The sequence below is a fragment of the Sphingomonas sp. NPDC019816 genome (assembly GCF_050274375.1).
Classification (GTDB): Bacteria; Pseudomonadota; Alphaproteobacteria; order Sphingomonadales; family Sphingomonadaceae; genus Sphingomonas.
In genome coordinates this window covers 1-11,627 of sequence record NZ_JBNNOB010000027.1, presented here as the reverse complement: position 1 = coordinate 11,627, position 11,627 = coordinate 1, and the positions used below count along the sequence as shown (strand labels likewise).

Here is an 11,627-nt window from a genome sequence, read left to right as displayed (position 1 = left end):
ATCATCATGCGCGTCGTTTCCGGCATCAAGCCCACGGGCAATCTCCATCTCGGCAATTATCTGGGCGCCGTGAAGCAGTGGGTGGCGATGCAGGACGACATCCAGGCCAAGGGTGGTGAGACGATGTACTTCATCGCCGACCTGCACGGCCTGACCGAATGGATCGCGCCCGCCGACATGGCGGCCAACACGATCGAGATGACCGCGACCCTGATCGCGGCCGGCATCGACCCCGAACGCTCGATCCTGTTCAATCAGACCCGCGTGCCGCAGCATAGCGAGCTGAGCTGGCTGCTGAACAATGTCGCGCGCGTCGGCTGGCTGAACCGCATGACCCAGTTCAAGGACAAGGCGGGCAAGAACCGCGAGGGCGCCAGCGTCGGGCTGTATGACTACCCGGTGCTGATGGCGGCCGACGTTCTGCTCTACAACGCCACGCATGTGCCCGTGGGCGAGGACCAGAAGCAGCATCTGGAGCTGGCGCGCGACATCGCGACCAAGTTCAACAACGACTATGAGCGCGAGGTCTTCACCCTGCCCGAGCCGTTCATCAGCAAGGCCGCGCCCCGCATCATGTCACTGCGCGACGGTACGTCGAAGATGTCCAAGTCGAACCCGTCGGAAATGTCGCTGGTCAAGCTGATCGACAGCGATGACCAGATCGCCGAGAAGTTCCGCAAGGCCAAGACCGACGCGGACGTCCTGCCCGACACGATGGAGGGGCTGGAAGGCCGGGCCGAGGCGCGCAACCTCATCACCATCTACGCCGCCATGGCCGACCGTACCCCGGCGGATGTGCTGACGCAGTTCGCGGGCAAGGGCTTTGGCGTGTTCAAGCCCGAACTGGCCGATCTGGCGGTCGCCACGCTGGGTCCGATCCGCGAGCGGCTGACCCGACTGCTCGACGATCGCGGGGAAGTGGGGCGCATCCTGGAGCGGGGCGCCGAGAAGGCGCGAGACCTCGCCGCGCCGATGCTGCTCGACGTGCAGCGGACCATGGGGTTGCAGATCTGATGACCACCCGCCCCGTCACCAAGGTCCCTACCCGGATCATGGTGATGGGGCCACCGGGCAGCGGCAAGTCGACGCTGGCCCGGATGCTGGGCGAACGGCTCGGCCTACCCGTCTGGCACGCCGATGCGCTATTCCACGGCCTGGGCTGGATCGCCCGGCCACGGAACGAATTTATCGCCGACATGACTGTGATCGCCGCTCGGCCCGCCTGGGTGATTGATGGCAATTATTCCAGCGCGCATTACGGCCCCGCAACCACCGACCGGCTCGCCCGTTCCGAACGGATCATCCTGCTCGACCTGCCCCGCCGCACCACGATCCCGCGCATCTTGCGGCGCGTGGCCCGCTACCATGGGCAGCAGCGTCCCGACAGCGCACCGGGATGCCCGGAGCGGCTGGATTGGGCGTTCCTGTTTTATTGCTGGCACTGGCGACGGGCGGTGCGGCAGGGCGTTTTGCGGGTGCTGGCGGGGGCGGAGGGCCGGGTGATCCGCTATGATCGGACACCGCCGCTCGCATGGGTGATGGCGGATTTGGGGCGCGCGGATTCCCTTGGCCTTCTTCGCTCAGGCTGAACGGCTTGCGGGAATCACGACTTGGCCAAACTTCCGTTCAGCCTGAGCAAAGTCGAAGCCCACGCCCCGAAGGACCTCAGCCCTCCAGTTCCTTCATCAACACCCGCACCGCGTTATCGATATCGCGGTCGGTATCACGCAATTCCTCGATCTTGCGCACCGCATAGATCACCGTCGAGTGATCGCGCCCGCCGAACTTTCGGCCGATCTCGGGCAGCGAGCGGGTGGTCAGGCGCTTGGCAAGGTACATCGCGATCTGGCGGGGACGGGCGATCGCGCGCGCGCGGCGGGCGGAGACCAGATCGAGCGGCTTCAGCTCGAAATGGCGGCTCACCAGCTTCTGGATTTCGTCGATGGTGATTCGCCGCTGCGCGCCGCGCAGCACTTCGCCGAGCGTGGCGACCGCGAATTCCAGGTCGATCTTGTCTCCGGTCAGCTGCGCATAGGCGACGACGCGGTTCAGCGCGCCTTCCAGTTCGCGGATATTGCCGCGAATCCGCGACGCCAGCAGGTCGAGCACGTCGTTGGGCACCGCCTCGGGCAGATCGGCGACCTTGCGGTTGAGGATCGTGCGGCGCAGCGTCAGGTCGGGTGCCTTGATATCGGCGACCAGCCCCGCGCCTAGGCGACCGATGATGCGCGGCTCCACCCCGTCAAGCGACTGGGGCGAGCGGTCGGCGGAGATGACCAGCCGCTTGCCCGCGCTGACCAGTTCGTTGACCGTGTGGAAGAATTCCTCCTGGGTCGAGTCCTTGCCGGCGATGAACTGCAGATCGTCGATCAGCAGCAGATCGGCCGAGCGGAGCCGCGACTTGAAGCTGTGCGTGTCGCGCGCGCGCATCGCCGCGACGAAATCGAACATGAACCGCTCGGCCGACATGCACAGCACGACCGCCTCGGGATGCGATTCGAGGAAGGCATGCGCGATGGCGTGCATCAGGTGGGTCTTGCCCTGCCCCGTGCCGCCATGGAGGAACAACGGGCTGAAACGCGGCGGACCCGGCTCGGCGAGCGACAGGGCCGCGTTGAACGCGACGCGGTTCGACGAATCGACGACGAATCGATCGAAGGTCAACCGGGGATCGAGCGGCGGACGGTCGCTGGCGTTGCGCGGCGCGGCGGGGGCCGCGGCGTCCGCCTTGGCCGCACGCGCCGTCGTGGTCGCGCGGGCCGGCTTGGCAGGCGCGGATGCGGCGGGCGCACCGAACAGTGAGGGCTGCTCGTCCGATTCGACCAGGCTGGGGGCCGCTTCAGCGCGCAGCGCGGCCGGGCGGGGCGCCGGGGCTGGCTCCACGGCTTCGACACTGGTCAGCTTGGCCGCGCGCGACGGCGCACGGGTCTCGAGCATCACGGCGCGCACTTCGGGCAGCACCGCCTTGAATTCCAGATGCAGCCGGTCTGCGTAATGGCTGCGCACCCAGTTGGTCGCAAAGGCCGAAGGAAGCGCCAGACGGACCGTATCCGGCTCATCGCCCTCGATCAGCTCCATCGGCTTCAACCACTGGTCGAACAGACGCGCGCCGGCCGATTCGCGCAGGTTCGCGCGGACGCGCGCCCAGGCACGGGCCTGGTCGGTCGTCGGTCGCGTTGCCTGCCAATTCGTCACCCGCACACTCCAATCTAACCCGGCCGCCGCCTGCACGGCCGACCCCAATTCCACGCGGCGACACCAGCCCGATGAGCCAATCCGGTTTGGACTCGGCCCGGTTCTGTTACGTCGCTATTTCCATGACGCGGTCACGAAGCACCGCTGCTGGGAAACCGATTATGAGCCATGAGGGGGTCTGATCAAGACCATGTCCGGCCATAAATCTGAAATAAACCGGATTGACAGCCAAAACCGCGCGGAAACGCGTTCGACAATCTTACAAGCAACTGAAAATGCAGTATATTAAGGATATGGGCGCGCAGACGCACGAACCCGCCCGCACTCGAATCGCGGGAAATCCTTGCGTTGCACGACGGGCGGATTTGTTCCCCGGCCTAACCTGGCCGACGAAGCTTAACCTATGCCGCAGGGACACGAAAAAACCCGCCGGGGCCGTCCCCGGCGGGTTTCGTTCGTCGCTGATAGAGGCGTTTAGGCCAGCGCGGCGATGCGCTTGGTCAGGCGCGAGAACTTGCGCGCCACGGTGTTCTTGTGCAGCACGCCCTTGGCGACGCCGCGCGCCATTTCGGGCTGCGCCGCGGCCAGAGCGACCGTCGCGGTTTCCTTGTCGCCAGCGGCCAGCGCGGCTTCGACCTTCTTCACGAAGGTACGGATACGGCTGACGCGGTTGCCGTTGATGACGGCGCGACGCTCGTTGCGACGGATACGCTTTTTGGCCTGCGGCGTGTTCGCCATGAAAACCTCTAAATCTCGATCAAAAGGGATAGCGGCGCGACGCACCAGCTCTGAAGCCGCGCCCCTTACCGGTTGGCGGGGCCGCCGTCAACTGCGCTGGCACGTCGCACAATAGAAGGTGGAGCGCCCCGAATCGGTCCGACGCCGGACGATCGCCCCACATTCGCAAGGGGCGCCCTCGCGCCCATAGACCCGCCACTCCTTGGAGAAATAGCCGAGTTCGCCATCGGGCCGCACATAATCGCGCAAGGAAGAGCCGCCGGCCAGGATCGCCGCGTTCAGGACGGTGCGGATCGCGTCCACCAGCCGGCCGAGCCGCGCCTTGGAAATCTGGCCGCTCGCTCGCCCCGGCGCGATGCCCGCCATATGCAGCGCCTCGCAGACATAGATGTTGCCCAGTCCCGCCACGATTCGCTGGTCGAGCAGCATCGCCTTGATCGGCGCGGCACGTCCCTCCAGCCGCTCGGCCAGATAGGCGGCGGTGAACGCGTCACCCAGCGGTTCGGGGCCCATGGCGAGGAAGGCCGGGTAGTGCGCCAGCTCGGCGGTCGGCAGCAGATCGACGAAACCGAATCGGCGCGGATCGTTCAGCGCCAGCCGCCGTCCCGCCTCGGTCTCCAGCAATAGATGGTCATGCGTCTGCGGCTCGCCCGGATCGATTCGCCAGCGCCCCGACATGCCCAGGTGAAAGATCATGGTGTCGCCGCGATCGGTGTCGATCAGACCATATTTGGCGCGCCGGCCCAGCCCCGTGACGCGCGCGCCCGTCATCCGCTGGCGCAGATCGGCGGGAAAGGGATGGCGTAGATCGGCGCGGCGCGGCTCGACCAGCGTCAGCCGCGCATCGGCCAGCACGGGGGTCAGGCCGCGCACGGTGGTTTCGACCTCGGGCAGTTCGGGCATCGTCTCTCGGGCAATCTCGCGAAAGCCCGGCATGTCGGCGCTTTCCTCAGCCAAACAGCTAGGTAGCGTTTGCCCCGCCAGCAAGGCCGGGCTAGGGCATCTTGCATGAGCGATACCGTGTCCTTCGGCTATGAAGATGTGCCCCGCGACGAAAAGGCCGCCCGTGTCGGCGGCGTGTTCACCAACGTCGCCTCCAAATACGACCTGATGAACGATGCCATGTCGGGCGGCATGCACCGGCTGTGGAAGGATCGCTTCGTCCGCCGGGTGAAGCCGCGCGCCAGCGACCAGATCCTCGACATGGCGGGCGGCACCGGCGACATCGCCTTCCGCCTGGCCGAGTCGGGCGCGAGCATCACGGTCGCCGACATCAATCCGGCGATGCTGGAAGTCGGCATGAAGCGTGCAGGCGAGCGCGGGTTCGACGAACTGGTCTGGACCGAGGCCAATGCCGAGTCCCTCACCTTCCCCGACCGTTTCTTCGACGCCTATACGATCGCGTTCGGCATCCGCAACGTCACCGACATTCCGGCGGCGCTCAAGGAAGCGCACCGCGTGCTGCGCCGCGGCGGGCGCTTCTTCTGCCTGGAATTCTCGACCACCGTCTGGCCGGGTTTCTCCGAGGTATACGACGCCTATTCGCACAAGCTGGTGCCCAAGCTGGGCCAGATGCTGGCGGGCGATGCGGACAGCTATCGCTATCTGATCGAATCGATCCGCCGTTTTCCCGACATGCCGACCTTCGAGAAGATGATCCGCGAGGCGGGCTTTATCGAGACCAAGGTCGAGCCGATCATGGGCGGCCTGGTCGCGATCCATTCGGGCTGGAAGATTTGATGCGAGGAAGTCCGGGCGGGTTCGCCCTGTGACCCAGCCGGTAGTCCATCTCTGGCGTCTGCTCAAATGGGGGCGGACGCTGGCCCGACATGGCGCGTTGCGCGGGATCGAGCGTGATCCCAACACGCCGGCCCCCGTGCGGCGGCTGGCGCGCGTGGCGCGGTTCGGCGCGCGCGTACCCGCCAAGCCGGCCTATGCCGACGCGTTTCAGGCGATCGGCCCGGCCGCGATCAAACTGGGTCAGACGCTGGCGACGCGCCCCGATCTGGTCGGTGAGGAAGCCGCGCAGGATCTGCTGCGCCTGCAGGACCAGCTGCCCCCCGTCCCCTTCGCGACGATCTGCGCCGCGATGGAGGCGAGCATGGGCCGTCCGCCCTCGCATTTCTTCGCATCGATCGAAGAGACGCCGGTTGGTGCCGCCTCGATCGCGCAGGTCCACCGCGCGGTGACGACCGATGGCCGTACCGTCGCGGTCAAGGTATTGCGCCCCGGCGTCGAGGACGACTTCGCCCGCGCCATCGACACCTATCAATGGGCCGCCGCGCAGGTCGAGGGGATGAGCGGCGAAGCCGCGCGCCTGCGCCCGCGCCTGACGGTCGAGAATTTCCGCCGCTGGACGCTGCGCGAACTGAACTTCCGGCGCGAGGCGGCCTCGGCCTCCGAACTTGCCGAGTCGATGACCGCCGAGCCCGATTTCATGGTGCCGCAGATCGACTGGGCGCGCTCGACCGCCAAGGTGCTGACGGTCGAATGGATCGACGGCATCAAGCTGTCCAACCGCCAGGCGCTGGTCGAGGCCGGTTACGACCTGCCGCATCTCGCCCAGACGCTGGTGCGCGCGTTCCTGCGTCAGGCGATCGCGGAAGGGTTCTTCCACGCCGATATGCACCAGGGCAATTTGTTCGCCCTGCCCGGCAACAAGATCGCCGCGATCGACTTCGGCATCATGGGCCGGATCGACCGCCGCGCGCGGGTCTGGCTGGCCGAAATTCTCTACGGCCTGATTACCGGCAATTATAAGCGCGTCGCCGAGATCCATTTCGAGGCGGGCTATGTGCCCCCGCACCACAATGTCGCCGAGTTCGCGACCGCGCTCCGTGCGGTGGGCGAGCCGATGCGTGGGCTTCCCGTCAAGGACATGTCGATCGGCATGATGCTCGACGGGCTGTTCTCGATCACCCGCGATTTCGACATGGTGACGCAGCCGCACTTGCTGCTCCTCCAGAAGACCATGGTGATGGTCGAGGGCGTGGCGACCAGCCTCGACCCCGACATCAACCTGTGGGATTCGGCCGCCCCCTTCGTGCGCGAATGGATCAGGACCGAGCTGGGGCCGGAAGCCAAGATCGCCGACCGGCTGATCGAGGATGTGCGCACCATCGCACGCCTGCCCGAACTGGTCCGCCGGATCGAGGCGCGCTACCCGGCACCGGGCGGCGAGCCGCCCGCCCCGCCGCTGAAGCAGATCGAGGTCGTTCGGATCGGTGGCGGCTGGCGCTATGCGCTGCTGTCGATGGCCTCGGCGGCGGCCGGGGTCGCGGCAACCCTGGCCGTGCTTCGGTAGCGACGGTGGGCAGCGCGCCCCCCGTTCGCCAGCGTCGTCTCGCGCGTCCGCTCTGGCTGAACCAGCCCGGCCGGGTGACGGGCCTGTCGCCGATGCGGGCGGGGGGCGTGCTGGGCCTGCTGCTGCTGCTGATCCTGGTCTTCTGGGCGACGCAGCGCCCGATCGTGCCGGTGCCCGATCGGCTGGCCCCGGTGTCGGTCACGATCATCGACCATGTCCGTCACGGCCAGTCCTTCTACCCGGCCGCGATCGATGCGCTGCGGGAGAATGAACAACCGCTGCGCCCCGCGCTGATCGCGGTGCCCCTGCCCGCCCTGCCCGTGGCGCTGGCGACCGTGTCGCCCGACATCGGCGAGACGCTGTTGATCCTGCTCGCCCTTAGTGTCGTTGTCGCCTGGGCGCGTTCTTGGCGGATCGCGCTCGACCGGCCGGTCGCGCAGGGGCTGGCCCTGATCCTGGCGGTCGCGGGGCTCTATCCGCTGGTCGCCTGGCCGATGAGCGTGGTGCCGGAAAGCTGGGCCGCGCTCCTCGTCGCGCTGTCGCTGGCGCAGCATCGGCCCCAAGGCATGGCGACCGCGGTCGCGCTGGGCCTTGCGGCGATGATCGTGACGCCGGTCGCGCTGGTCCATGCGCTGGTCATGCTGGTGCTCGCCTGGCATTCGCGCGCCCGACAGGAGGTGATCGGCTGGATCATCGCCATCGCGCTGTTCCTGCTGGTGCTGGCGGCCCATGCCCATGCGCTGCATACGGCCGTGACCGCCGTCGACCCGGTGATGGGTGACGCGCTGGCCCTGACGACGCCCGCCGACCTGATCGCCGGTGTCGCCTCGACCGGCGCGGTCGGGTTCCTGCCCTTGAGCCTCGTCCTGCCGCTGGCAGTCCTGGCGGCGCTGGGCTGGCTACATTGGCGGCGACCGGTCGCCCGCCGCGCCGGGGTCACCATGGCGGCCTATGCGCTGGCGGCGCTGTTGACCGGGGGCGCGGGGTTCCTGTTGATGCTGGCGCCACTGTTTTTCCTGGGGCTGGTCTTTGCCCCCGACGCCGTGCGCGAATTGGTCGCCACGCTGCGCGACCGGCGCCGGATCACCGTCAAGCGAGTGGTGCGATGAGCCATATCCTGTTGATCGTCGGCGGCGGCATCGCGGCCTATAAGAGTTGCGAGCTGATCCGCCTGATCCGCAAGGCCGGGCACAGCGTACGCTGCGTCCTGACCGAGGGAGGCGGCCATTTCGTCACGCCGATGACGCTGGCCGCGCTGTCCGAGAACCAGGTGTTCACGACCCTGTGGGACCTGAAGGACGAGGCGGAGATGGGGCATATCCAGCTCAGTCGCGAGGCCGATCTGCTCGTGGTCGCGCCCGGCACCGCCGACCTGATGGCGCGCATGGCGAACGGCCATGCCGATGACCTGGCGACGACCCTGTTGCTGGCGACCGACACCCCGGTGCTGGTCGCGCCGGCGATGAACGTGCGCATGTGGCTGCACCCCGCGACGCAGCGCAATGTCGCGCGATTGCGCGCGGACGGCGTGACCGTCATGACGCCCGATGAAGGCGCCATGGCGTGCGGCGAGTTCGGCCCCGGTCGCCTGCCCGAGCCGCCGGCGATCATGGCGGCGATCGAACGGATGCTGGCCACCACCCCCGTCGAGGCGCCACTCACGGGTCGCCATATCCTGGTCACCGCCGGCCCCACGCACGAACCGATCGACCCGGTGCGCTATATCGCCAACCGCTCCTCGGGGCGGCAGGGCTTCGCGGTGGCGGGGGCGCTCGCACGACTGGGCGCGCGGGTGACGCTGGTCGCCGGGCCGGTAACGCTGCCGACCCCCGCCGGCGTCACCCGCATCGATGTCGAGACCGCGCGACAGATGGCCGAGGCGGTCGAGGCCACCCTGCCCGTCGACGCCGCCGTGATGGTCGCCGCCGTTGCCGACTGGCGCGTCGAGGCCGCCGGGCAGAAGGTCAAGAAGGACGGCGGCATCGCGCCCGCGCTGACGCTGGTCGAGAACCCCGACATATTGGCCCGCGTCGCCGCCGGCCCCGACCGACCCCAGCTGGTCGTGGGCTTCGCGGCGGAGACCGAGCATGTCGTCGACCATGCCATCGCCAAGCGCGCCCGCAAGCGTGCCGACTGGATCGTCGCCAATGACGTCTCCACGGATGTGTTCGGCGGCGAGGCCAATATGGTGCACCTCGTTACCGCCGATGGCGTCGAGAGCTGGACCCGGATGTCCAAGGACGCCGTGGCGGCGGGACTCGCACAACGCATGGCGGATGCGCTACAAGCACGCTCATGACGCATGCTCCGATTGCGATTGCCATCAAGCGCCTGCCCCATGGCGAAGGGCTGGCCCTACCCGCATATGCGACCCCCGGCGCGGCCGGCATGGACGTGGTCGCCGCCGAAAGCCTGACGATCGCGCCGGGCGCGCGGGCGGCCGTGGCGACCGGCTTCGCCATCGCCATTCCGGCGGGCTATGAGGTCCAGGTGCGACCGCGTTCGGGCCTTGCGCTGAAGCACGGCATCACCTGCCTCAACACGCCCGGTACCATCGACGAGGATTATCGCGGCGAAGTGAAGGTGATCCTCGCCAATCTGGGCCAGGACGCGTTCGCCGTCGCGCGCGGCGATCGCATCGCCCAGCTGGTTCCTGCGCCGGTCCAGCGCGCGACCCTGACCGAGGTTGCGGCCCTGGACGACACGCGGCGGGGCACGGGCGGTTTCGGATCGACCGGGCAATGATCGCGCTACTGACCCTCGTCGCGCAGGCGCTCGTCGCACCGCAGGCCGTGACCCCGCCGGCCGCGAACGCCGCCTCCGCCGAGCCGCCGCATGACTGGTCGACGCTGCCGTCGATCACCCTGCCCCCCGCCAGCGCGACGATGGTCCGCTTCGTCCGCGAAGAGGTGGAGGCCGGTCGATGCGCTCGCAACCGCGTCACCGATGACGGACAGGTGGTGATCGCCGTTCCGATGGCGATGCGTCCGGCCGGCGAGAACCGCACGCCGACGGTGGTGCCGCTCGCCATCGGTTGTCCGACCGTCGAGCAGTTCAGCGCGGGCGCGGCTCTACGGATGATGCGCAATCTGCCGCATCGCACCATGCTGTCCGAGGATCGCTGGTATCGCACGGTCATCACCTATACATGGCCGGGATGACCCTGTCCGACGACGAACTGGCCCGTTATGCCCGTCACATCGTGTTACGTGAATTCGGCGGCGGGGGACAAATTCGGCTGAAGCAGGCGCGGGTCGCGGTGATCGGCTGCGGTGGCATCGGCTCTCCGGCGATCCAGTATCTTGCCGCCGCCGGGGTCGGATCGCTGATCCTGATCGACGATGATGTGGTCGAGCCGTCGAACCTGCAACGCCAGACCATCTTCACCACCGAGGATCGCGGCATCCCGAAGGCGGAGGCCGCCGCCGCCTTTGCGACCCGGCTCAATCCGCATGTCCAGGTCACGGTCCACCGCACCCGCGTGACCGGGGAGAATGTCGCGGCACTTCTCGCGGGCGCGGACGTGGTGCTGGACGGGTGCGACAATTTTTCGACGCGGCTCGTGGTGGCCGATGCGGCGCTGGACGCCCGCATCCCGCTGGTCTCGGCGGCGGTGGGCCAATTCGAGGGGCAGCTGGCCGTCTATCGCGGATGGGAGGCGGACAAGCCCTGCTATCGCTGCTTCGTCGGCGACGCGCTCGATCAGGCCGGGCTCACCTGCGCCGATGACGGCGTGCTGGGACCGGTGACCGGCGTGATGGGCAGCCTGGCCGCGCTGGAGACGCTGCGCGCCATCGCGCCTTTCGGGCGGGACAGCGCGGGCTCGGTCCTGCTCGCCGACCTGTTGTCGCTGCGTTTCCGCACCATCGGCCTGCCCAAGGACCCTGGTTGCCGCTGTTCGGGCATGACGGCGTGAAGACGCCTCCCGCGCCGCCGACGGGCTGGGCCGACTGGACGGGTGACAAATCGTGGATCGGCCAGATCACCGGCCTGCCCGACAGCGCGCTCCACGCCCATTTCGGCATGGCGATCCTGGTGCTCGCGGCCCTGATCCTGCGGCGCGCGCCCTGGGACTGGCGATGCTGGCTGACCGTGCTGGCGATCGAGACCGCCAACGAAGCCTATGACCTGCTCCAGCCCTTCTATCCGACCGACGAGGGCAATCTGGCGGCATCCTGGTTCGACATGTGGTCGACGATGCTGTGGCCGACCGTCATCCTGCTGACCTTCCGTTGGCTTGCACGGCGCGCGGAACGTTAGAGGGCCGCATATTCCTCCCCTTCTAGATCGCGATGACATCGTATCGAATAAACGCGAGCCCCTCCCCTTCAGGGGAGGGGTTGGGGTGGGGCATCGCCTCACACTGTCTGCCTGTGGAGGCGCCCCACCC

The 11,627-nt window shown here is 67.9% G+C and carries 13 protein-coding genes; 10 read left to right on the top strand and 3 right to left on the bottom strand.

Annotated elements, in window-relative coordinates:
• Nucleotides 1-6: 6 nt before the first annotated feature.
• Together trpS and ACQKJZ_RS06365 are read left to right on the top strand one after the other, a co-directional pair.
• Nucleotides 7-1,014, top strand: a complete 1,008-nt coding sequence (gene trpS, locus ACQKJZ_RS06370) for a tryptophan--tRNA ligase (protein WP_427730420.1) — start codon at nucleotides 7-9, stop codon at nucleotides 1,012-1,014.
• Nucleotides 1,014-1,589, top strand: a complete 576-nt coding sequence (locus ACQKJZ_RS06365; protein ID WP_427730419.1) for a topology modulation protein — start codon at nucleotides 1,014-1,016, stop codon at nucleotides 1,587-1,589. Before trpS ends, ACQKJZ_RS06365 begins: the two co-directional genes overlap by 1 nt.
• Before the next feature lie 76 nt (nucleotides 1,590-1,665).
• Here ACQKJZ_RS06365 and dnaA read toward each other — a convergent pair whose 3' ends face one another.
• The 3 genes from dnaA to mutM form a co-directional block, all read right to left on the bottom strand.
• A complete protein-coding gene (gene dnaA / locus ACQKJZ_RS06360) occupies nucleotides 1,666-3,195 on the bottom strand; it encodes a chromosomal replication initiator protein DnaA (protein ID WP_427730418.1) in 1,530 nt (509 codons plus the stop codon).
• 474 nt (nucleotides 3,196-3,669) lie between these two features.
• The gene (gene rpsT, locus ACQKJZ_RS06355; protein ID WP_007404699.1) at nucleotides 3,670-3,933 is read right to left on the bottom strand and encodes a 30S ribosomal protein S20; all 264 of its coding nucleotides are present in this window, start codon (nucleotides 3,931-3,933) and stop codon (nucleotides 3,670-3,672) included.
• A gap of 87 nt (nucleotides 3,934-4,020) precedes the next feature.
• Nucleotides 4,021-4,836: a bifunctional DNA-formamidopyrimidine glycosylase/DNA-(apurinic or apyrimidinic site) lyase gene (mutM, locus tag ACQKJZ_RS06350; protein ID WP_427730442.1), complete on the bottom strand. Its 816-nt coding sequence runs from the start codon at nucleotides 4,834-4,836 to the stop codon at nucleotides 4,021-4,023.
• A 105-nt stretch (nucleotides 4,837-4,941) separates the two neighbouring features.
• Between mutM and ACQKJZ_RS06345 the strand changes: the two genes are divergently transcribed.
• From ACQKJZ_RS06345 to ACQKJZ_RS06310, 8 genes are read left to right on the top strand one after another with little or no spacing between them, the layout of a single operon-like run.
• Complete coding sequence (locus ACQKJZ_RS06345; RefSeq protein ID WP_427730417.1) at nucleotides 4,942-5,673, top strand: class I SAM-dependent methyltransferase; 732 nt, start codon at nucleotides 4,942-4,944, stop codon at nucleotides 5,671-5,673.
• Nucleotides 5,674-5,701: 28 nt separating this feature from the next.
• On the top strand, nucleotides 5,702-7,237 hold the full coding sequence (ubiB, locus tag ACQKJZ_RS06340) for a 2-polyprenylphenol 6-hydroxylase (RefSeq protein ID WP_427730416.1): 1,536 nt from the start codon (nucleotides 5,702-5,704) through the stop codon (nucleotides 7,235-7,237).
• Nucleotides 7,238-7,242: 5 nt separating this feature from the next.
• Nucleotides 7,243-8,346 (top strand): hypothetical protein, encoded by a 1,104-nt coding sequence (locus ACQKJZ_RS06335; protein WP_427730415.1) that lies wholly within the window; start codon nucleotides 7,243-7,245, stop codon nucleotides 8,344-8,346.
• Nucleotides 8,343-9,536 (top strand): bifunctional phosphopantothenoylcysteine decarboxylase/phosphopantothenate--cysteine ligase CoaBC, encoded by a 1,194-nt coding sequence (gene coaBC, locus ACQKJZ_RS06330; RefSeq protein WP_427730414.1) that lies wholly within the window; start codon nucleotides 8,343-8,345, stop codon nucleotides 9,534-9,536. Before ACQKJZ_RS06335 ends, coaBC begins: the two co-directional genes overlap by 4 nt.
• Nucleotides 9,533-9,982 carry a dUTP diphosphatase gene (gene dut / locus ACQKJZ_RS06325; RefSeq protein WP_427730413.1) on the top strand — a complete coding sequence of 150 codons (450 nt, stop codon included), beginning with the start codon at nucleotides 9,533-9,535 and terminating at the stop codon, nucleotides 9,980-9,982. The genes coaBC and dut overlap by 4 nt, the downstream gene beginning before the upstream one ends.
• Nucleotides 9,979-10,398 (top strand): hypothetical protein, encoded by a 420-nt coding sequence (locus tag ACQKJZ_RS06320; RefSeq protein ID WP_427730412.1) that lies wholly within the window; start codon nucleotides 9,979-9,981, stop codon nucleotides 10,396-10,398. Before dut ends, ACQKJZ_RS06320 begins: the two co-directional genes overlap by 4 nt.
• Nucleotides 10,395-11,153 (top strand): HesA/MoeB/ThiF family protein, encoded by a 759-nt coding sequence (locus ACQKJZ_RS06315; RefSeq protein WP_427730411.1) that lies wholly within the window; start codon nucleotides 10,395-10,397, stop codon nucleotides 11,151-11,153. The genes ACQKJZ_RS06320 and ACQKJZ_RS06315 overlap by 4 nt, the downstream gene beginning before the upstream one ends.
• The gene (locus tag ACQKJZ_RS06310; protein WP_427730410.1) at nucleotides 11,150-11,497 is read left to right on the top strand and encodes a hypothetical protein; all 348 of its coding nucleotides are present in this window, start codon (nucleotides 11,150-11,152) and stop codon (nucleotides 11,495-11,497) included. The genes ACQKJZ_RS06315 and ACQKJZ_RS06310 overlap by 4 nt, the downstream gene beginning before the upstream one ends.
• Nucleotides 11,498-11,627: the final 130 nt, after the last annotated feature.